This window comes from Pseudochrobactrum sp. sp1633 (genome assembly GCF_030376605.1).
Lineage (GTDB): Bacteria > Pseudomonadota > Alphaproteobacteria > Rhizobiales > Rhizobiaceae > Pseudochrobactrum.
This window is the reverse complement of the sequence record NZ_JARRAE010000005.1, coordinates 259,214-281,251: the sequence shown is the minus strand read 5'-3', so window position 1 is coordinate 281,251 and position 22,038 is coordinate 259,214. Positions and strand designations below refer to the sequence as shown.

The 22,038-nt window shown below is 50.7% G+C and carries 18 protein-coding genes; 9 read left to right on the top strand and 9 right to left on the bottom strand.

Features of this window, described 5'->3' with window-relative positions:
- Positions 1-47: 47 nt before the first annotated feature.
- Positions 48-872: an aldo/keto reductase gene (locus tag P8H26_RS08255; protein WP_289632445.1), complete on the bottom strand. Its 825-nt coding sequence runs from the start codon at positions 870-872 to the stop codon at positions 48-50.
- Between the two features lie 242 nt (positions 873-1,114).
- Positions 1,115-1,954: a L,D-transpeptidase gene (locus P8H26_RS08250; protein WP_289632444.1), complete on the bottom strand. Its 840-nt coding sequence runs from the start codon at positions 1,952-1,954 to the stop codon at positions 1,115-1,117.
- 301 nt (positions 1,955-2,255) lie between these two features.
- Here P8H26_RS08250 and P8H26_RS08245 point away from each other — a divergent pair, with 301 nt between their 5' ends.
- From P8H26_RS08245 to hisG, 4 genes are all read left to right on the top strand, one after another.
- On the top strand, positions 2,256-2,906 hold the full coding sequence (locus P8H26_RS08245; protein ID WP_289632443.1) for a DNA-3-methyladenine glycosylase I: 651 nt from the start codon (positions 2,256-2,258) through the stop codon (positions 2,904-2,906).
- Between the two features lie 123 nt (positions 2,907-3,029).
- A complete protein-coding gene (gene hisS / locus P8H26_RS08240; RefSeq protein ID WP_289632442.1) occupies positions 3,030-4,553 on the top strand; it encodes a histidine--tRNA ligase in 1,524 nt (507 codons plus the stop codon).
- A 1-nt stretch (position 4,554) separates the two neighbouring features.
- Positions 4,555-5,697: an ATP phosphoribosyltransferase regulatory subunit gene (locus tag P8H26_RS08235; protein ID WP_289632441.1), complete on the top strand. Its 1,143-nt coding sequence runs from the start codon at positions 4,555-4,557 to the stop codon at positions 5,695-5,697.
- Positions 5,694-6,386, top strand: coding sequence for an ATP phosphoribosyltransferase (gene hisG / locus P8H26_RS08230; RefSeq protein ID WP_289632440.1), 693 nt, complete (start codon positions 5,694-5,696; stop codon positions 6,384-6,386). Before P8H26_RS08235 ends, hisG begins: the two co-directional genes overlap by 4 nt.
- A gap of 192 nt (positions 6,387-6,578) precedes the next feature.
- On the opposite strand, the gene P8H26_RS08225 is transcribed toward hisG, so the two are convergent.
- From P8H26_RS08225 to P8H26_RS08200, 6 genes are all read right to left on the bottom strand, one after another.
- Positions 6,579-6,983, bottom strand: coding sequence for a DoxX family protein (locus P8H26_RS08225; RefSeq protein WP_289632439.1), 405 nt, complete (start codon positions 6,981-6,983; stop codon positions 6,579-6,581).
- Between the two features lie 259 nt (positions 6,984-7,242).
- Complete coding sequence (fumC, locus tag P8H26_RS08220) at positions 7,243-8,634, bottom strand: class II fumarate hydratase (RefSeq protein ID WP_289632438.1); 1,392 nt, start codon at positions 8,632-8,634, stop codon at positions 7,243-7,245.
- Positions 8,635-8,738: 104 nt separating this feature from the next.
- Positions 8,739-8,990, bottom strand: coding sequence for a hypothetical protein (locus tag P8H26_RS08215; RefSeq protein WP_289632437.1), 252 nt, complete (start codon positions 8,988-8,990; stop codon positions 8,739-8,741).
- Between the two features lie 774 nt (positions 8,991-9,764).
- On the bottom strand, positions 9,765-11,408 hold the full coding sequence (gene groL, locus P8H26_RS08210) for a chaperonin GroEL (protein WP_289632436.1): 1,644 nt from the start codon (positions 11,406-11,408) through the stop codon (positions 9,765-9,767).
- Positions 11,409-11,516: 108 nt separating this feature from the next.
- Entirely contained in the window at positions 11,517-11,813 is a 297-nt protein-coding gene (gene groES / locus P8H26_RS08205) for a co-chaperone GroES (RefSeq protein WP_022711248.1), read from the bottom strand.
- 413 nt (positions 11,814-12,226) lie between these two features.
- On the bottom strand, positions 12,227-14,020 hold the full coding sequence (locus P8H26_RS08200; RefSeq protein ID WP_289632435.1) for a TadE/TadG family type IV pilus assembly protein: 1,794 nt from the start codon (positions 14,018-14,020) through the stop codon (positions 12,227-12,229).
- 419 nt (positions 14,021-14,439) lie between these two features.
- Here P8H26_RS08200 and P8H26_RS08195 point away from each other — a divergent pair, with 419 nt between their 5' ends.
- From P8H26_RS08195 to P8H26_RS08175, 5 genes are all read left to right on the top strand, one after another.
- Positions 14,440-15,288: a TIGR01459 family HAD-type hydrolase gene (locus P8H26_RS08195; RefSeq protein ID WP_289632472.1), complete on the top strand. Its 849-nt coding sequence runs from the start codon at positions 14,440-14,442 to the stop codon at positions 15,286-15,288.
- A gap of 44 nt (positions 15,289-15,332) precedes the next feature.
- Positions 15,333-16,355, top strand: coding sequence for a bifunctional riboflavin kinase/FAD synthetase (locus tag P8H26_RS08190; protein WP_289632471.1), 1,023 nt, complete (start codon positions 15,333-15,335; stop codon positions 16,353-16,355).
- Between the two features lie 161 nt (positions 16,356-16,516).
- Positions 16,517-17,284 (top strand): MipA/OmpV family protein, encoded by a 768-nt coding sequence (locus tag P8H26_RS08185; RefSeq protein WP_289632470.1) that lies wholly within the window; start codon positions 16,517-16,519, stop codon positions 17,282-17,284.
- Positions 17,285-17,650: 366 nt separating this feature from the next.
- On the top strand, positions 17,651-20,557 hold the full coding sequence (gene ileS / locus P8H26_RS08180) for an isoleucine--tRNA ligase (protein WP_289632434.1): 2,907 nt from the start codon (positions 17,651-17,653) through the stop codon (positions 20,555-20,557).
- Between the two features lie 218 nt (positions 20,558-20,775).
- The gene (locus P8H26_RS08175; RefSeq protein WP_289632469.1) at positions 20,776-21,447 is read left to right on the top strand and encodes a hypothetical protein; all 672 of its coding nucleotides are present in this window, start codon (positions 20,776-20,778) and stop codon (positions 21,445-21,447) included.
- A 39-nt stretch (positions 21,448-21,486) separates the two neighbouring features.
- Here the strand turns inward: P8H26_RS08175 and P8H26_RS08170 are convergent, their stop codons facing one another.
- The gene (locus P8H26_RS08170; protein ID WP_289632433.1) at positions 21,487-21,984 is read right to left on the bottom strand and encodes a nucleoside deaminase; all 498 of its coding nucleotides are present in this window, start codon (positions 21,982-21,984) and stop codon (positions 21,487-21,489) included.
- Positions 21,985-22,038 lie beyond the last annotated feature (54 nt).

Here is a 22,038-nt window from a genome sequence, read left to right as displayed (position 1 = left end):
ATTATGTATAGTTTTTTTTAACGCCGTACCTCGCCAGAGCCTGAGGCTTAGCCAAAGGTTGTCGGGTCAGGGCCGATACGGCCGTCCGATGAATCCAGCTTGTCAATTTCGTCGTGCTCAATACCCAGAAGTTTGAAATCTGTGACTTCAAAATTTTCTTTAATACGGGCAGGGGTGACGGATTTTGGAATGACGACATTGCCGATATCCAGATGCCAGCGCAGGATGATCTGAGCGACCGATTTGCCGTGATGATCTGCAATGGCTTTTAACGCCGGATTATCCAGAATTTTACCCTGACCAAGCGGGCTCCATGCCTCGGTGGCGATGTTGTGCTGCTGATGAAACTGCCGCAAATTGTCTTGCTGGAAGTACGGATGCAGCTCAATCTGATTGATGGCCGGAACGACATCTGTTTCTTTCAGTATGCGCTGCAGATCGGCTGTGCGGAAATTGGAAACGCCAATGGATTTCACGCGGCCTTCTTCACGCAGCTTGATAAGCGCGCGCCAGGTGTCGAGAAACTTGTCTTTATTCGGCATTGGCCAATGAATGAGATACAGGTCGAAATAATCGGTGCCCAGGCGCTCGGCGGAGGCTTCAAAGGCTTTCAGGGTTGAATCATAGCCCTGATCGTCATTCCAGACTTTGGTTGTCAGAAAAATATCTTTGCGTGCAATGCCGGAATTGCGGATTGCCTGACCGACGCCCCGTTCATTCTTGTAAATAGCAGCAGTATCAATATGACGATAACCGGTTTCAAGTGCGGTGCTCACACTTGCGATAGCTTCCTCATCACTGATCTGCCACACACCGAAACCCAATTGCGGAATGGAGTTGCCGTCATTCAATTTGATTGCAGCTACGGACATGTCCTTATTCCTTTTCTGTTATTGCGCCGGTTTCTGAACGTCTTACTGAGTGGTATCCGGCGAAGCACTTTGCAGTACGCTAATCTTGAATCGGTTCTTATCGTTTTTGCAAGACCGGCTGATGTCAAAATGATAAATTGTTTGGGATCAAAATTTTTGAAAAATGCTTGCGGGCACGGGCAGATAAGAAAAAGCCCCGCGCCATTTTCATGGGCGGGGCTTTGATATTCAGGTTCGAATTATCAGAGAACTACAACTTTGGTGCCTACCGGCACACGTTCATATAGGTCTTCAACATCCTGATTGCGCATACGAATACAGCCGGATGAGACAGCCCGCCCGATGGTGGATGGCGCGTTGGTGCCATGAATACGATACAGAGTGCTGCCAAGATAAAGCGCCCGTGCGCCAAGCGGATTGGCTATGCCGCCTTCCATTCTCACAGGGAGAATGCGGCCTTTTTTACGCTCGCGGGCGATCATTTCTTTCGGTGGATGCCATGTCGGCCATTCGGCTTTGCGGCTCACAGTCTCTGTGCCTTTCCAGCCGAAACCTTCTTTGCCAACGCCAACGCCATAGCGGCGCGCTTTGCCGTTTTCACCGACCAGATACAGAAACTTGTTTCTGGTATCAATTACGATAGTACCGGCTTTGTGAGAGGCAGAATAGTCGACTTCCTGCGGCAGGAAGATCGGGTTCATACCGGCGGATGGTTGTTTTGGATTCTGTGGCGGGGTTACGCCGCTGCGAATAAATGAGCCCTGCTGGTAGGTTACATTCTGGCGCAAGGTTTTTTCTTGCTTTTTGCGAGCCTGCTGGCGGGTGATCGGGCGTACAGTCGGCGCGAGAGCCTGACGTGAACTGGCACTATTGCGGTAATAGCGTGGCGCAGCAGCGGGAGCAGCCTGCACTGAATAACGCTGAGGCTGCAATTGCATAACCCAAGGTGCGCTCAGATCAGGGCTGAGAACAACCGGCGGCGGGGTTGCATAACGGTCATTGGCAAATGCGCCGCCGGCCGAGACAGCGGATAAGACAAAAGCAGCAATGGATGCGATCAGCAGCAGATGACGTGGTTTCATCAGATCGTCCTGTATTTAAGTGATGCCTTAAACTGTGATGCTTTTCCCATCTGTCGCGGCATGCAGATTCCTTTGCCTCAACTGTGATGCCTGACCCTTGTGAAAAAGTGAATCAGAGTAACGTGCAGGCTGAAATGAAGGGAAAAGTTCCTCTTGTGGTTATCAGCAGGTAAATATTCTTCGGGGTTCGGATGATCTGTCGAATGTCTGCGGTGAAGCGTATGTTCTTTTTTTGTTCCAAGTCAAATAAAATGTGCTATGGAAGAACTCATGGTGTTGCAGAGGTCGGGTGGATGAAAAAATGACGCAAGAGATACCGGTTCTGGAAGCGGGGCTACATTGGGGTGAGGACGGGCGTGTCCGATGCGGCTGGCATGGCGGATTGCCTGATTATCTTCTCTATCATGATACGGAGTGGGGCTATCCGGTTGACAATGATCGCCGTCTTTTTGAGAAAATCTGTCTGGAAGGCTTTCAGTCAGGGCTGTCATGGCTGACGATTTTGCGCAAACGTGAGAATTTTCGCCGTGCTTTTGCAGAGTTCGATTTTCATGAAATGGCGCTTTTTACAGATGATGATGTTGAGCGGCTGATGCAGGATGCAGGCATTGTGCGGCATCGCGGCAAGATCAAATCGGCCATTAACAATGCCGGACGGGCAATTGAGCTTATTGCTGAAAAAGGGTCGCTGGCAGCTTATTTCTGGAGTTTTGAGCCGCAGGTCAAGGACAGGCCTGCACGGTTTGATCTGGCGGCCTATAAGGCCAATCCTTTAACCGAGATTTCCACGCGCATCAGCAAAGATCTTAAAAAGCGCGGCTGGTCATTTGTCGGGCCGACAACGGTTTATGCTTTTATGCAGGCGATGGGGCTTGTGAATGATCATCTGGAGGGTTGTTATTGCCGCCCTGTGATTGAGCGTCTGCGGCAGGATTTTAAGAGGCCTGCATAAAGCGTTTCTGCGCTGATCTTGCTCTTGCCGCATGCTGACCGATCAGTTAGGAAACATACACGCCTTTCAAGGATATTAAGGCATTTAATCTTCAAGATAACTCAAGTTTAGCGGATCAGTATCATGGCAAATAAAGCGGAGAAGATGAAAGCGCGGCTGCCGCGCGGCTTTGTGGACCGTGAGCCCCATGATCTGCGTGCTGCTGAAAAAATGCTGGCGACAATTCGCGAGGTCTATGAGCGTTACGGTTTTGACCCGATTGAAACACCGCTTGTGGAATATACCGATGCGCTGGGTAAATTCCTGCCGGATCTGGATCGCCCGAATGAAGGCGTGTTTTCGCTTCAGGATGATGATGAGCAATGGCTGTCGCTGCGTTATGATCTGACAGCGCCTCTGGCGCGTCATGTGGCTGAGAATTTCAATGAAATCCAGCTGCCGTTCCGCACCTATCGTAATGGCTGGGTTTTCCGTAACGAAAAGCCGGGTCCTGGCCGTTTCCGCCAGTTTATGCAGTTTGATGCGGATACAGTTGGTGCGCCGGGCGTTTCTGCTGATGCGGAAATGTGCATGATGGCAGCGGATACGCTGGAGCGTCTGGGCATTCAGCGTGGTGATTATCTGATCCGTGTCAATAACCGTAAGGTTCTGGATGGTGTTCTGGAAGCCATCGGTCTTGCCGGTGATGACAATGCCGGTCGTCGCCTCAACGTGCTGCGCGCTATCGACAAACTGGATAAGTTTGGCGAAGAGGGCGTTAAGCTGCTGCTCGGTGAAGGTCGTCGTGATGAATCCGGTGATTTCACCAAAGGTGCGAAGCTTGATGCGGCAGCGATCACCAAGGTTCTCGAATTTATTGCTGCCGGTGCTGAAGATGGTCAGCAGACCATTGCGAATTTACGTGCTGTTGTTGAAGGCAATGCGCGCGGCACAGAAGGTGTTGAAGAACTCGCACAGATGCAGATTTTGTTTGATGCGGGTGGTTATGCCGGTCGCGTGAAGATTGATCCGTCCGTTGTGCGTGGTCTCGAATATTACACCGGTCCTGTTTATGAGGCTGAGCTGCAATTTGATGTCACCAATGAAAAAGGTGAAAAAGTTGTGTTTGGTTCTGTGGGCGGCGGTGGCCGTTACGACGGTCTGGTGTCGCGTTTCCGTGGTCAGCCGGTTCCGGCAACCGGTTTTTCCATCGGTGTTTCCCGTCTGATGACGGCTCTGAAAAATCTGGGCAAGCTTGGGGCAGAAGAAACACTGGCACCGGTTGTGATTACCGTTATGGATGGTGATGCTGAGAGCCTCGGCCGTTATCAGAAATTCACGCAGGATCTGCGTGATGCCGGTATCCGCGCCGAGATGTATCAGGGTAATTGGAAGAAATTCGGTAATCAGCTGAAATATGCGGACCGCCGCGATGCCCCGCTTGCGATTATTCAAGGCGGTGATGAGCGTGCCAATGGCGAAATTCAGATCAAGGATCTGATTGAAGGCAAGCGTCTTTCCGGTGAGATTGAAAGCAATGAGGAATGGCGTGCCAGCCGTCCGGCGCAGATCACCGTTAAAGAGGCTGATCTGGTAGCGGAAGTGAAGCGCATTCTCGCCGAACAGGCGCATGATCGTCTGCAGGAAAAAAGCAGGCAGGCGAACTGATATGAGCAATCGTCAAACAGCAGATATTGCCGCCGATCTGGCGTCTTATTTTGCGACTACGTCGAGCGAGGCGGTTAATATTCCAATCCTGCAACCGGCAGATCCGTTTCTGGATATGGCGGGCGAGGATTTGCGCAGCCGGATTTTCCTGACCGAAAATGAAAACGGCGACAGTCTGTGCCTGCGTCCGGAATTTACCATTCCGGTCTGCCGCAATCATATTGCGCTCAATGCAGCCACGCCAAAGCGCTATTCTTATATTGGTGAGGTTTTTCGCCAGCGCCGTGAAGGCGGCACCAGCTTTCATCAGGCGGGTATTGAAGACCTCGGCGGTGATAATCAGCCAGCCTCTGATGCACGCTCGTTAAGCGATGCGCTGAATGCTGTGCATCAGGCTGCGCCTCATGCATCCTTGCAGGTACTACTCGGCGATCAGTCGGTGTTTGAAGCTGTGCTGGCGTCTCTTGGTCTGCCGCGTGGCTGGCAGAAGAAGCTGGCGCGTACTTTCGGCAATGCCGAACAGTTGCAACTGGCTTTGCAGGATCTCTCGTCACCGCGCACCGGCAATGGTGTGCCGGAACGCTTGCGTCAATTGCTGAATGAGCAAGGCGAGGATGCACTGGTTACAGCACTTGCACAGGAAATGCAGGAGGCTGGCATTTCGCCCGTTGCAGGGCGTAGTCCGGCTGAAATCGCACGACGGCTGATGGAAAAACAGCAGCTGGCTGCGGTGCAGCTGGCAGACCGCGTATTGACAGCACTGAAAACATTTCTGTCCATTCGTGTGCCGCTGGATCAGGCGACAGCACAGCTGACGGAATTCGCTGCAGTGAGCGGTCTTGATCTGGGCTCAGCCTTGCAGGGCTTTGGCAAACGCGTTGAGGAAATGCGTAAAGCCGGAATTGATTTGAGCATTGTCACTTATGATGCCGGGTTTGGCCGTCCGCTCGATTATTACACCGGTCTGGTTTATGAAGTGACCAGCCGCGATGCTGATTGCGGTGTCATTGTCGGTGGAGGGCGTTATGACCGTTTGCTGACACTGCTTGGTGCCAAGGAACGTATTTCCGGCGTTGGTTTTTCCATCTGGCTGGATCGTCTGCAACAATGTGCTGAGGCGACACAGGCAGGAGCACGCTCATGACTGTAACATTGGCTTTGCCTTCCAAAGGCCGCCTTAAAGAACAGACAATTGCAGTGATGGCGAAAGCCGGGCTGAATGTTGTTTTGCCGGAGGATGACCGCAATTACCGTGCCCGTATTGAAGGCATGGATGATGTGGATATTCTGTTCCTGTCAGCATCTGAAATCGCCCGTGAACTTGGCTATGGTGCCGTGGATCTCGGTGTAACCGGCGAAGATTTGATCCGTGAGACATTGGCGCGTGCCGATGAAAAAGTACAGGTTGAAGCACCGCTTGGTTTTGGCCATGCGGATGTGATCGTCGCCGTACCGGAAGTCTGGCACGATGTTTCAACAATGGCCGATCTGGATGATGTGGCGGCAGACTTCCGTCAGCGTCATGGCCGTCGTTTGCGTATTGCCACCAAATACTGGCGGCTGACACAGCAGTTTTTCTCTCAGAAACACGGTATTCAGGTTTACCGGATTGTGGAAAGTCTGGGTGCAACTGAGGGGGCACCTGCTGCCGGTTCTGCGGACATTATCGTTGATATCACATCGACCGGTTCAACGCTGCGTGCCAACAAACTGAAAATCCTGGATGACGGCATTATGTTGAAATCACAGGCATGTCTGGTTTCTGCCCGCCGTAGTCTGGATAATCCGCGTGTGACAGAGATTATCGGCCGGATTTGCGATAGCCTGAAATAAGGTTTTTGGCAAAATTCATTCAATGCAAAAAAAGCCGCAGCTCATAAGAGCTGCGGCTTTTTTAATTCTAGAGCGGTTTACGTCCAGATTGGATCGCAGCGCTCGCTCTAGATTCTTTAGTTTTTCGCATTATCCCGACGTCAAGTTGATCCAACTTGACTGTGAAATGCTCTAAACTGAAAATTTCAGAGATTACGAGCGGCCACGACCGTCGACAGAAAATGCACCTGCACCGGTGATAGCGAGCAGCAGCAGACCGCCGGCAATTGCGAGGTTTTTCTGTGCCATCATTGCATTCATGCCTTCAGCAAAATCCATATGGGCAACCAGAGTTGCGCCAATAGTGAACAGGGCAACGATGACGGCAGCGATGCGGGTTTTGAAGCCGACCAGAATGGCAAGACCACCAACAAATTCAACCAGACCAACGAGAACAGCAGTAACCGTTGGCACAGGAAGGCCGATTGCACCAAAATACTGAGCGGTACCTTCAAGACCGGTCAGCTTTGCCCAGCCGGCCAGAATGAACAAGATTGAAAGAAAAATACGGGCAATCAGGATGACTGCGGAATTCTGGGATGCAGAAACATTGCTCATAGTGGGGCTCCGGATTGGCATGTTACTGAAAACCATATCCGGCTTTCCGGGAGGAACATGCGTTAAAAAAAACTAGGTTTAAGCAGACTGTTGCAACATAGTTTGCTGTTACCGGATGGATAACAAACAAGTGACTGTTATGTAAATATAGACGTATATTGACATATTGTTCATCAATGGTGAACTTAAAATTGAAGCATAGAGCTATAACAGCCCGAAACGGGGTTATTTGGGCTGTTATAGCTTATTTCGGCAACTATTATGCAGGGTGCAGCATGAGTTCCGGCCGCACCAGTGCTTCATATTCGGCTTCACTGACAAGTCCGCTTTTCAGCGCTTCCTCGCGCAGCGTTGTGCCATTGTGATGCGCTGTTTTGGCAATCATTGCTGCTGCATCATAACCGATTTGCGGGGCAAGTGCGGTCACCAGCATCAGCGAATTTTCCATCAGTTCATGGATGCGCGCTTCATTGGCTTCAATACCATCAATACAATGATCGACAAAAGAGTTCATGCCATCGGCCAGCAGACGGATGGATTGCAACACATTGGCCGCGATCACCGGTTTGAAAACATTGAGCTCAAAATGCCCCTGACTTGATGCAACGGTGACGGTGGTATGGTTGCCGAAAACCTGTGTGGCAACCATCGTCAATGCTTCGGCTTGAGTCGGGTTGACTTTGCCCGGCATGATGGACGAACCGGGTTCGTTTTCCGGCAATTGCAATTCACCAAGGCCGGAGCGGGGACCCGAACCTAAAAAGCGGATATCATTGGCAATCTTAAACAGATCGGCGGCAAGCGCATTCAAGCTACCATGAAGATTGAGCAGGGCGCCGTGCGAAGCCAGTGCTTCAAATTTGTTCGGTGCGGTTTTGAAAGGCAGGCCGGTGATATTGGCAACGGCATCGGCAAAGCCGGTATCAAAACCTTTGGCCGAGTTCAGGCCGGTGCCGACCGCAGTGCCGCCCTGTGCGAGCAGATAAACATCTGTGAGACTTTGCTCAATGCGGTGCTTGCCATATTCGGCGGCTGCACGATAACCGGAGAACTCCTGTCCCAGTGTAACCGGTGTGGCATCCTGCGTATGGGTGCGGCCAATCTTGATCAGATGCGCGAACTTATCTTCTTTGGTCTTCAGGGCAGAAATCAGATGGTCAAGCGCCGGTAGCAGGCGGGTGGTCACTTCAAGCGCCGTGGCAATATGCATAGCTGTCGGGAAACTGTCATTCGACGACTGCCCCATATTGACATGATCATTGGGATGTACAGGCTTCTTGCTGCCAATGGTGCCGCCCAGCATTTCGATCGCACGGTTGGAGATCACTTCATTCGCATTCATATTGGACTGCGTGCCCGAACCGGTCTGATAAATGACCAGCGGAAAGTGATCGTCGAGCTTGCCGGCAACAACCTCGGCTGCGGCGACAGTAATGGCGCGACCCAAAACCGGATCGAGTTTACCCAATGCAATATTCGTCTCTGCAGCGGCTTGTTTAACTATGCCGAGCGCATGGATAAGCGGCAACGGCTGACGGTCAGTGCCGATTTTAAAGTTGTGCAGTGAGCGTTGGGTTTGTGCACCCCAGTAGCGATCATTATCAACGGCAATCGGGCCGAAACTATCAGTCTCGGTGCGTTGGTCAGACATTTGCAGCTCCTGAAATTCTGAATTCTGGGAAGATGTCGTAAATAGATATGTTAGCCTGATATCGGGTTGTTCCCGATGAATATAGGGTCTGTAGTTTAGACGTTTCAGTCGTCTTCAGCCTCATCCTCAGGATTCTCAATCCACGCGGTCGGGTTGATTTTTTTCTGAGTTGTGCTGTCAAGGAAAGTCCACCAGCCGGTGTCATTCTCATCCCAGTCTCCGCCAGCCTTTTTTAGCTGGGCGAGTTGACGATAGCGGGCCGGAGATTCATTGGTTTGGCCGTCAAAGTCAGTCCAGAGCACTGTGACTGTTTGGCCGTCTTGTGGTGCGGTCGTGATCGGATGCTCTTTGCGCATAACTCTTCTCTCCTGAAACCGGCATGATAACTGCTCCATACGCGAAACGTCGGTGCGCAGTTTGTCTAGTCAAACGTAGACAGCTTATAAGGGAATTCAAGCGGGGAGTTCAGATTGCGTGTAACAAAATCGCGAAGCAACAGAGTGGCTGCGTTAGAAACCGGCGGTGGGAAGACGGGTTGCCCCGTCTTCCCTTTGCTCGGGCCGGCAGTTCCTTCAAGCGGGGGCAAATAGGATTGCTGACCGGAGCAAGCTGAAGATTTCGTAATCTTTTAAAGCCTGATTATTAAGGAGGTACTAAAATAATTTTGACTTATTCGTAAGTACAGTAACTTTAAAAAAATAAAGCGCGGCATTTGTGATTTAGGCCAATTGTATCTGTTCCGATTTGCCTTGAGATGTAATCCCAATAAATTGGGAGGACAGCATAAAAATGCACAAGGTCGGTTTTACACGCTGCTGACAGGCCGGAACTCCTGTCGCAGATAGAATTTCATACTATGAATGCCGCGAGCACAAAGCCCATTTAAATACGATGATATTATAACATATCTTGCTGCTGTTTACAGGCGTTCGATATACAGACCTCTGTAAAATCCATAAAAAAAGCCCCCGATTTCTCGGAGGCTTTTTATTTTTTGCACTCTCGTGGCCGCACAGGCGTAAACGCCTGTGCTACGAAATGCTCGGATGGACTTCTTAGAAGTCCATGCCGCTACCCGCACCGCTCTGCGGTGCAGGCTTATTAGTTGATGGGCGAGCTTTACGGACTTCTTAGAAGTCCATGCCGCCCATGCCGCCCATGCCGCCACCTGGCATTGCTGGCATGCCGCTGTCTTTCTTCGGCAGTTCAGCAATCATGGCTTCAGTGGTGATCATCAGGCCAGCGATTGAAGCTGCGTTCTGCAGAGCAGTACGAACAACTTTAACCGGATCAACAACACCAGCTTTGATCAGATCGCCATATTCGTTGGTTGCAGTGTTGTAACCAAAGGTTTCTGACGCGTTTTCGAGGATTTTACCAACGATAACAGAAGCTTCTTCACCGGCGTTTGTGGTGATCTGACGAGCAGGAGCCTGCAGAGCACGACGGATGATGTTGATGCCGGCTTCCTGATCAGAATTGATGCCTTTTGCAGTGATGTTTGCAGAAGCGCGCAGAAGGGCAGTACCACCACCAGCAACGATACCTTCTTCAACCGCAGCGCGGGTTGCGTTCAGAGCATCGTCAACGCGGTCTTTGCGTTCTTTCACTTCAACTTCAGTTGCACCGCCAACGCGGATAACTGCAACACCGCCAGCAAGCTTAGCAAGACGTTCCTGTAGCTTTTCGCGGTCGTAGTCAGAAGAAGTTTCGTCGATCTGCTGCTTGATCTGGCCAACGCGGGCTTCGATTTCAGCTTTTGCACCGGCGCCATCAACGATGGTGGTGTTTTCTTTGCTGATTGCAACTTTCTTCGCACGGCCGAGCATGTCGAGCGTAACAGATTCCAGCTTGATGCCGAGGTCTTCGGAGATAACCTGACCACCGGTGAGGATCGCGATATCTTCAAGCATTGCCTTACGACGATCGCCAAAGCCCGGAGCCTTAACAGCAGCAATTTTCAGGCCGCCGCGCAGCTTGTTAACAACCAGAGTTGCCAGTGCTTCGCCTTCTACGTCTTCAGCAATGATAACGAGTGGCTTGGAAGTCTGAACAACAGCTTCGAGAACCGGCAGAAGAGCCTGCAGGTTGGAAAGCTTCTTTTCGTGCAGAAGAATGTAAGCGTCTTCCAGATCTGCAACCATCTTTTCAGGATTGGTTACGAAATATGGTGACAGGTAGCCGCGGTCGAACTGCATACCTTCAACAACTTCGAGCTCTGTTTCAGCAGTTTTAGCTTCTTCAACAGTGATAACGCCTTCGTTGCCAACCTTCTGCATGGCTTCAGCAATCATCTGACCGATGGAAGCTTCGCCGTTAGCGGAGATGGTGCCAACCTGAGCAACTTCTTCAGAAGTGTTGATCTTCTTGGCTTTGCCGAGGAGGTTTGCAACAACTTCGGTTACTGCGAGGTCGATACCGCGCTTCAGATCCATCGGGTTCATGCCGGCAGCAACAGCTTTTGCGCCTTCCTGAACGATAGCCTGACCGAGAACAGTAGCGGTTGTTGTGCCGTCACCTGCAGTGTCATTGGTCTTGGAAGCCACTTCGCGCAGCATCTGTGCGCCCATGTTTTCGAACTTGTCTTCAAGTTCTACTTCTTTAGCAACCGATACACCGTCTTTGGTGATGCGTGGAGCACCGAAAGATTTGTCGATAACAACGTTACGGCCTTTAGGGCCGAGCGTTACTTTAACAGCATCTGCAAGGATATCGACGCCGCGCAGCATTTTTTCGCGCGCTGAACGACCGAATTTTACTTCTTTAGCAGCCATTTTTCTCTCCTGGAGCCTGAGGTCTGGCCTTCAAGGCTTCCCGATTTGAACTGTTGAAAAGGAATGATGAATAACCTGAGGTATAAACCGTTCAGGCTAATTCAAGAATTAAGCAATGATTCCGAGAATGTCGGATTCTTTCATGATCAGCAGGTCTTCGCCGCCGATTTTCACTTCTGTGCCGGACCATTTGCCGAACAGAACGCGGTCGCCTGCTTTAACATCCAGAGCAACCAGCTTGCCGCTTTCATCGCGGTTGCCGGAACCAACGGCGACAACTTCGCCTTCAGACGGCTTTTCTTTGGCGGAATCAGGAATAATGATGCCACCGGCTGTCTTTGCTTCCGATTCTACACGACGAACGACAACGCGGTCATGAAGAGGGCGGAAATTGATCTCTGCCATGGTTATAACCCTTGAAAATACGCCTTGAACTAAGGCAGCAAAATGAACGATGAGCTTTATGCTCGTTGATTATTAGCACTCCATCTATGCGAGTGCTAACGTGGTTTTGATATAGGAAAATGCTGTTTCGGAGTCAAGGTTTGCGGCAGCCATAAAAGATTAAATTGCCGGTAATAAACCCTGTAAAAACTGACAGGAAGTCCCGAAGAACGTGGCTTAAGCAGCACATGTAGTGTGCGCTTACCGGAGTTGAAAGTGCTTGTGCGGAATAATTTTATGCTAGGCAAAGCAAATTTGCCATGCAGGGGAAATATGCAGGCTGAATGTGAAAGCCGTGTGAATTTTAGTGCTGCCAAAACCTAAAAAACACCGGCACCTGTGTCATACACAAGTGCCGGTGTCTTAAAGAGTAATTACTGAACAACACGCAGGTTGGATAATTCGTCGGCAATTTCTTTGAATGTTTGTTCTAGGTCTTTGCCTTTCGAGTTCCAGAACAACTTGGCCGGTTGTGACGGGTTTTTGTCGTCTTTGCGCACGCGTGAATAGGATGAACATTCCTTCATGATTGCAATCTGTTCGGTGTCACCCGATCCGTTCTTGGCATCAAGATCAAGAGCGACAGCCATTATTATGATATTGTCTGCCTTGGCTAGCCCGCAGAGTTTTTTAAAGCGGGCATTCAATGCAGTAGTGTAACTGTCCCAGCGGGAGTTCAGAGTGTTCGGCTCTTGGTATATTCTTGGCTCACTGTAACCTTCAGTAATGACTGATGGGTAGCCTAAGGATGCATATGAAGAGTTATAAACATTCGCGCCATCTGTTAAAACGATAATAACTTTATCATTGCCGTGGTCTGACGATTCACGCCCATGAGGAAAAGGGGCGGTGCTGGTCAATGTGCGCCATCCCCACACCATACCTTCAGGTACGTTCGTATTGCCCTGAGGTTGCATCAGTTTAATTTTGTCTTGTATTTTCTTTAGGCCAGCATCTTCTGTAACATTTGTGAGAGGGACAATGGGTACTGTTTTGCAGCTGTAATTAGGGCTCCTGCTGGAGCTGATCGAGTCCGTTTTTGATGTTGCATAATATTTTTTTAGGTCACTCTGTCGTAGGGCTGTTGTGCCTTCTGAACCGTCTGACCACCAGTTATTGTTTCCCCGTGAGTCCTCATCAGGTGCAAACATCGGAACATACATTGTTTCTGGTGATGCAGGATTGGCTGGATCTGCATTTATTCCATAAATTCCTGAGCGTGCTTCTATGCAGCCAGCCCATTGGGCTTGTGATCTTTTGGAAATTTTACCCAAATCGTTGTAGAGCGTAAAACGAGTGAAAATTTGATTTTGCTCGCTCCCCCAGCCTGAACCTTCATTATAGTAAGTTCCGTTTCTATTTGTGATTTTTTTAGTGGAGGTGAGTGTCAGCGACTTGTTGAGTGCCGGCATAGTAAAATTTTCATAATGAATCGGAGAAACACCTGAATGATCCATCCAGGATGCGGAGGCGTTTTCGGGGCCGACATTCACTGCCGCATCAAAAGGTACGAGGGAAAATTGAACCGGGTTGTTGACGTATGTGATTTGTTTCGCCTGTGTGGCAAGCTTATTTACCAAGTCGGTTGCAGCTTTTCTTAAAAGGACAATGCGTTGCTCTCTTGAGCCAGAGCCGTACTGACTCATTGAGCCGGAATTATCCAGAACGAGTGCGACTTCCAGCGTACTTTTGAGGCGCACAGTTGCTGACATTTGATACCGGTACGTATCCCAGTCCACTGTATCACCTGTTAGCTTTTTAACAGCTTTACCAAAGTATGAGATGTAGGGAAATTCGGCACTTGCAAGGATCTGTTTGTTCAGGCTTTGCTTTTCAGGAAAAACGAGTGTGAAATTAGTTTGCTGTACCTCAATCGCATTCAGGTTCGAACTGAATATATTTTTGCCATATGCCCTCATCTCATTTTCGGAAGAGCCGTTGCTGAAACGCTTACCCACAGCCAGTGCTGCGGCATCCAGCGAGTTTTGAACATTCCCGCGCACGCGCATCAGGTTGGCTGTATCAATTGCCAGCATCATCGCGAAAAGAATAGGAACCAGCATGAGCGCAAAAAGCGGGGCAATGGCACCGGTTTGATGATCGCGAAACCGTCTCAATAGAATTGAGATGTTGCGGGATGTTCTGACCATGTTTTTTACGCGACGCATAATCTCTCCTGCGGGTATCAGCCGGAATAGTCTTCTTATTCTGATCTGCTTTCTCAACGGTGCCGGTTTGCAAAGATTTGCAGCGGAGCGAGAACGCAGATTGATCCTTTGACGGATATTCAGTTTTAAAGGATTGGTTCTAACAAGCCGTCACGAAACACAGTAAAGAAACTGGACATAAGTCAAAGTTAATGAAAGATGAAACGCGTTGCCGGAGGACAGTGTCTGCGCACATAGCCGTGAGCCATGCTTTTCCTGCGCAAAACGGGTGACATATGCTGTTTGTTACGTTAGAGCATTTGTAAAATCCGGCGCCTGAAGTTTTGCCTTCCTGTGCGTTCTTCAATCAGACTTGTACGCTTGTTCCGGCGTATCAGAGGCTCCGTGAAATGACGGAGATCATTATTAAGGATAGTTTTATGCTGCATCCGGCGAAACTCGATGATCTTTTTGGCAAATATGATGTGATCTTCAGTGATGTGTGGGGCGTGTTGCATAATGGTGTTGACGCCTATCGTCCTGCCGCCGATGCGCTGAAGCGCGCCCGCGAGGCCGGTGTGAAAGTTGTCCTTATCACCAACTCGCCACGCCCGTTTCCCGGTGTTGCGGCGCAGATGGAAATGATGGGCATCACTAATGAGAGCTATGATCAGATCGTTACATCAGGCGATGTAACCCGTGATCTGATTGCTGCCGGTCCGCGTAAGATTTTTCATCTGGGACCGGAACGTGAACTGGCAATCTATGACGGGCTGGATGTGGAACTTGTTGAGGAATATGAAGCCTCAGGTGTTGTATGTACCGGTCTTGTTGATGATGAAGTGGAAAAGCCGGAAGATTATGCCGAAATGCTGGAGCGTTTCCGCTCGCGCAATCTGCCATTTATCTGTGCTAATCCTGATCTTATCGTTGAGCGCGGCAGCCGTTTGATCTGGTGTGCCGGAGCTTTGGCGCGGGATTATTCCCAGCTCGGCGGACGCACACTGATTGCCGGTAAACCGCATAATCCGATTTATGTGGCGGCGATGCAGGCTGCGGAAACCCTGACGGGCAAGCCGGTTGATAAATCACGCATTCTTGCTATCGGTGATGGTATGCTGACCGATGTGAAGGGTGCGCAAAATTACGGTGTCGATGTGCTGTATATTTCCGGCGGTATTCATGCGGCTGACTATACTGACAAGGGTGAAGTTGACCGTGACAGACTGTTGGCATTCCTTGGTCGTCACGGTGATGCGCCTGCTGCGGTTATGCGTGATTTGATCTGATTTTTGCTTTGAAACAAGTGTCCTGAAACAAGTTTATGACAACGATGCCTTCAGATTTTGCTGCACAATCCGCCATTCTTCGTCTCAGCTGCAGTGCGGGCGGAGTTGAGACACTGCCTGTGCATTTGCGCGGCGGCGTTGTGGCAATCGGTAATTTTGATGGTGTGCATCGCGGACATCAGGCCGTTCTCGAAGAAACACTAAAACGTGCGAAAGCGCGTGGTTGTCCTGCGGTTTTGCTGACTTTCGAACCGCATCCGCGTAGTTTCTTTCATCCTGCACAGCCGGTGGATCGTCTGACCGATGCGCAGGAAAAAGCTGCTTTGTTGGGGCTGCTTGGTTTTGATGTTGTTGTTGAACAGGTTTTTGATGCAAATTTCTCAGGTTTAAGTGCGCAGGCGTTTATTGATCAGGTTCTGATCGAGCGTCTGGGCGCGTCAGAAGTAATTACCGGTGTTGATTTTCACTTCGGCAAAAAACGGCAGGGCAATCCTGAGTTTTTGAAAAGTGCCGGTGAGAAGCATGGCTTCGGCGTTACACTGATTGAACCGTTTACGGATGAGGGTGGGGAGGTTGTTTCTTCCTCTCGTATCCGGGCATATCTGGAGCAGGGTGATGTGAGTGCTGCGGCGGGGTTGCTGGGATACCGCTACACACTGGCAAGTACGGTTATCAAAGGTAAGCAGCTGGGACGCACGCTTGGTTTTCCGACAGCCAATATGGCTCTGCCGGAGCAAACCAGCCTGAAGCATGGTATTTATGCTGTGCGTTTTCGTCGTGCAGACGGCACGCTCTATGATGGTGTGGCCAGTTTTGGCCGCCGTCCGACAGTCGATAGTGATGGTTGTGCGCTGCTTGAAACCTTCGTGTTTGATTTCTCAGGCGATCTTTACGGCGAATTTTGCTCTGTTTCATTCTTTGCTTACTTACGCGGAGAAGAAAAATTCGATTCGCTTGATGCGCTGATGGTGCAGATGCGGCAGGATGAAGCTGAAGCACGGGCGATACTATCCGCTGTACAGCCGCTTTCTCTCTTGGATTCCTATCTGACTTTCTCGCAAGGCTGAGTAATTCTCAGCTCTTCAGAATATATTTACCGCTTTACTTGAATGATAGGCGCATATCTGTTTTCCCGTTTATGTACGGGGCGGGAGTGTGCGTTTTGCGTTATTTCTTTAACCGGTTCCGGATTGCCGGATTGGCTGCTTTATCTGTTGTTGTGCCATTCATGAATTCGGCAATGGCAGAAGAGGGCGGGCAGTCATCGGGTAAATATTTCTGGTCAGGGGACTGGTCTCTGACCGTTGGTGGTGATTTTTACCGCCAGCCGCGTTTTACCGGCTCCAGCAAATATATTTTAAGCGCTCAGCCTTTGATTTCGTTTGGGCGAACAGGCGTTGCCGAGCGTTTTTCCTCGCGCAATGATAATATTTCTTTTGCTCTGATGGATATGGAAGATTTTCGCATAGGGCTGACCGGTGAATTTCTGATGGCGCGTGGCGGCAGTCAGGCCGACGGGCTGAAGGACGTGCCGTGGGGTGGTGAAGTCGGCGGCTTTATGGAGTTCTACCCGACTGACTGGTTTCGTCTGCGCACAGAACTGCGCCACGGGATTCGCGCTCATAATGGCATTGTCGGCGAAGTGGCAGGCGATGCGTTCTATGATGTGACACCGGCAATCCGCGTATCCGGCGGACCGCGGATGTCTTTTGCTTCCGAAAAATATCTGGATACTTATTACGGTATTAATGCTGAGGAATCTTTAGCCAGCGGTCTTTCCGTCTATGATCCTGATGGCGGCGGAATTTCCTCAGTAGGCCTCGGCGGAGCTGTTACATGGGTGGCGACAGATAAGATCACCACAAGTCTTTATGCAGAATATGCCAAACTGCAGGGTAAAGCCGCCCGTTCCAGTCTGGTTTCAGAGCGTGGTTCGCGCCATCAGTTGACGGTCGGTGTTTCGGCAACCTATCGTTTCGACTTTACTCTGGACTGATGTTTCGGGTGAAAAGCGGGTATTTTTATAAAAGCGCAGACTTATTTGTTTCGAAAAACTATCGAACGGCAAAGATTATCCATCTTGCCTCTTTATTCTGTGCGCTTGCATTGTTAAAAGCAGCACCATGATGAGACAATTATCAAGATTTATGATTTTGCGACATGCTGGCCGAATTATTGGCCCGGCCTTTTCTTGATACCTGACCACAGCGGCTCAGGGGGAAAGGTCCGGGAAGAATAGCTGATATTCAGTATTGCCCGGTTGTAACCGGAATTGCTGAGTTTGTATTTTCCGAGACTGCCTGCCCGAGCGCAGTATATTGCCCGCAATATGCTCCGGCAGTCCAACTGAATGCTTAAGATAATGACTGCTGAAAAAATCGATTATTCCAAAACGCTCAATCTGCCGCAGACCGATTTTCCGATGCGCGCCAGCCTGCCGCAGCGCGAGCCGCTGCTGGTTGCCCGCTGGGAAGAGATGAATCTCTACAAGAAGCTGCGTGAAGATGCCAAGGATCGCCCGCTTTGGGTGCTGCATGACGGCCCTCCATATGCCAACGGCAACATCCATATAGGTCATGCGCTGAACAAGACGCTGAAAGATGTGATCACCCGCTCGTTCCAGATGCGTGGGTTTAACTCTAATTATGTGCCGGGCTGGGATTGTCACGGCCTGCCGATTGAGTGGAAGATCGAAGAAAAATACCGCGCACAAGGCAAGAATAAAGACGAAGTGCCGGTCAATGAATTCCGCAAAGAATGCCGCGAATTTGCTGAAGGCTGGATCAAAATTCAGTCGGATGAGTTCAAGCGTCTGGCGATCACCGGTGATTTTGAACGGCCATACACAACAATGAATTTTCATGCAGAGGCCCGCATTGCCGGTGAGCTGCTGAAATTCGCCCGTTCAGGCCAGCTCTATCGCGGTTCCAAGCCTGTGATGTGGTCGGTTGTTGAGCGCACCGCGCTGGCTGAAGCCGAAGTAGAATATCACGATGTTGAGTCGGATATGATCTGGGTGAAGTTCCCTGTCTCATCAGAAGGTGACCTTGCCGGTGCCTGTGTGGTGATCTGGACGACAACGCCTTGGACAATTCCGGGTAACCGCGCTGTCGCCTATTCGCCAAAAGTCTCTTATGGCCTTTATAAAGTAACCGGTGCGGAAAATGATTTTGGCCCGCAGGCTGGTGAGAAGCTGATCTTCGCTGACAATCTGGCAGAAGAATGCTTCAAAAAAGCCAAGCTGACTTTTGAACGTCTTGGCGCTGTCTCCGCAGAGCAGCTTCACGCTATGACCGCATCCCATCCGCTGAAAGGCTTTGGCGGCGGCTATGAGTTTGTTGTGCCGCTGGTTGCCGGTGATCACGTAACTGACGATGCCGGTACAGGTTTTGTCCACACCGCTCCGAGTCACGGTCGTGAAGACTTTGAAGCGTGGATGGATGCAGCACGCGAGCTTGAAGCACGCGGTATCAATCCGGCAATTCCTTTCCCTGTGGATGATGCCGGTTTCTACACTGCCGATGCACCGGGCTTTGGCCCTGACCGTGAAGGTGGCGCAGCGCGCGTTATCGACGATAACGGCAAAAAGGGCGATGCCAATGAAGCGGTTATCAAGGAGCTGATCGCCCGTGGTCTGCTGTTTGCACGCGGCCGGATGAAGCATTCCTATCCGCATTCATGGCGCTCGAAAAAACCGATCATCTTCCGCAATACGCCGCAATGGTTTGTCTATATGGACAAAGAACTGGGCGATGGTACCACATTGCGCTCCCGCGCTTTGAAGGCGATTGATGATACACGTTTCGTGCCTGCTGCCGGTCAGAACCGTCTGCGCTCGATGATTGAAAACCGTCCGGATTGGGTGCTCTCCCGTCAGCGCGCATGGGGCGTGCCGATCTGCGTGTTTGCGGATGAAGACGGCACTGTGCTGCTTGATGAAGCCGTGAATGCACGTATTCTTGAAGCATTCGAGGCTGAAGGCGCGGATGCATGGTTTGCTGAAGGCGCGCGTGAGCGTTTCCTTGGAAATCGCGCCGGTGAGTCTTGGGTGCAGGTCACTGACATTCTTGACGTATGGTTTGACTCAGGTTCCACCCATACATTCACGCTGGAAGATCGTCCTGATCTGAAATGGCCTGCCGATCTTTATATGGAAGGCTCCGATCAGCATCGCGGCTGGTTCCACTCGTCGCTGCTGGAAAGCTGCGGCACCCGTGGCCGTGCGCCTTATAATGCAGTGCTCACACATGGTTTCACTATGGATGAGCATGGCAAGAAAATGTCGAAATCGCTCGGCAATACCGTGACTCCTCAGGAAATCATCAAGGATTCCGGCGCGGATATTCTGCGCCTGTGGGTGATGACCTCGGATTATTGGGATGATCAGCGTCTGGGCAAGAGCATCATTCAGACCAATATCGACGCCTATCGCAAGCTGCGTAACACCATCCGCTGGATGCTGGGTACATTGGCACATGATGAAGGTGAAGAAGTTGCCTATGTCGATCTGCCTGAGCTTGAAAAGCTGATGCTGCATCGCCTGAGCGAGTTGGATGAAGTTGTTCGCAACGGTTATGATGCATTTGAGTTCAAACGTATCACCCGTGCTTTGATCGACTTTACCAATATCGAATTGTCGGCTTTCTATTTCGATATCCGCAAAGATGCGCTTTATTGCGATGCGCCTTCGAGCCTGCGCCGCAAGGCTGCTCTGCAAACTGTGCGCCATCTGTTCGATAATATCGTGACATGGCTGGCACCGATGCTGCCGTTTACAACGGAAGAAGCATGGCTTGACCGCTATAAAGATGCGGTATCCGTGCATCTGGAGCAGTTCCGCAACATTCCTGCGGAATGGAATAATCCGGTTCTGGCTGCCAAATGGGACAAGGTGCGCGATGTTCGCCGCGTTGTCACCGGTGCTCTGGAGCTGGAGCGTGCGGATAAGCGTATCGGCTCGTCGCTGGAAGCTGCACCGGTTGTGCATATTACGGATCAGTCATTGCTGTCGGCCGTTGCAGGTCTGGACTTTGCTGAAATCTGCATCACCAGTGATGTGACAATCAGCGACCAACCGGCGACTGGCACAGCATTTGAACTGAGTGATGTGAAGGGTGTTGCTGTCGTGCCTGAAAAGGCAACCGGCACAAAATGTGCCCGTTCATGGCGCTATACCAATGATGTTGGCAGTGATTCTGAGTTCCCTGATGTATCGGCACGCGATGCCGCTGCATTGCATGAACTGAAAGCGCTGGGGCGTCTGGGGTAATCATAAATCTGCGGCAATCACCGTTAACAAACACTTATCAGTGATTGCCGCGTATTTTCTGCCGTGCTAAGGCACAGCATTGAATTTTTTTGCCGGCAGTAAAAATCTGCCTTTATGCCTTGGAGTTGCCGGAAAGACCCGATAACGCCATAATGGTGTGAAGTTAAATTTAGCGATGGTTGGGTTAATCTGGCCGAATACGGATAAAAGTGGTGCTCATGAAGATTGAAGGACGCATTTTCGCTTTCGCAACAGTGCTGGCCAGTCTGGGTCTTGCCGGTTGCGTGTCCGATCCGACCTATGGCACAGGCAAATCAGCCAGCTCGCAATTGTTGGATGATATGTCATCCATTGCCACACTCGGACCGAAAAAAAACGGTGGCGGTATTGAATACAAGCCGCGTCCTGATCTCGTGAAGCCTGTTGCAGGACAAAAAGAAAGCCTGCCGCAGCCACAGGAAAGTGTTGCCCGTGCGGGTGATCCTTCATGGCCGGAATCACCTGAGCAGCGCCGCAAGCGTCTGCGTGCTGAAATTGAAGCTAATCGTGATAACCCGAATTTCGTATCACCGATTGCGCCTGATGGCCCGAGCGGTGTGGCACAGAGCCGCCAGATTCTGCCGAGCGGTTCAAGCCGCCGCGAAGATTTTGCCTCGCGCGACTCCGTTGCTGATCCGGCGATTGCAGCTGCTGCCAAGCAGGCCGCTGTTGATCGTGCAGGCGGTACAGCCACACAGCGTAAATATCTGAGTGAGCCGCCTATTACCTATCGCCAGCCAGCCGCAAGTGCTGCTACCGGTGATCTGGGTGAAGATGAGGCAAAAAAAGAACGTCGCCGCAAGGCTGAGGCCGGTGGCTCCAAGAGCTGGCGTGACGTACTCGGTCTTTGATTTTTTTAACACCGCATTCTTAATCAGAATGCGGTGTTTTTATTTACGCTTCTCTTTAAAGAAGTCCTTCAAGAGATTGGTTGCTTCTGTTTCACCAATACCGGAGTAAACTTCCGGTGCGTGGTGGCAGGTCGGCTGGCTGTAAAAGCGCGGACCATATTCAATGCCGCCGCCTTTCGGGTCACTGGATGCGTAGTAAAGTCTGCGGATGCGGGCAAAGGAAATGGCTGCCGCGCACATAGCGCAGGGCTCCAAGGTGACATAGAGTTCGCAATCGTTCAGGCGCTCGTTTTTCAGGGCGTCACAGGCTATACGAATTGCCAAAACTTCAGCATGAGCTGTCGGATCGTTGATTTCTCTTGTGCGGTTGCCTGCACGAGCGATAATCTGATTTTTATGGGTGATGACCGCGCCTATCGGCACTTCTCCGCGCAAACCGGCAGCGCGTGCTTCTTCCATCGCAGCTTGCATGGGCGAGATTTTTGTTTTTTCGTGTCCTGACAGGGTTAAATTGCTGCCAGTTGTGTTTTTTTGCATTTAGTCCGGCAGCCTTTTAGATATTTTGCTCGCAAGCACGAAGATGATTTGTTA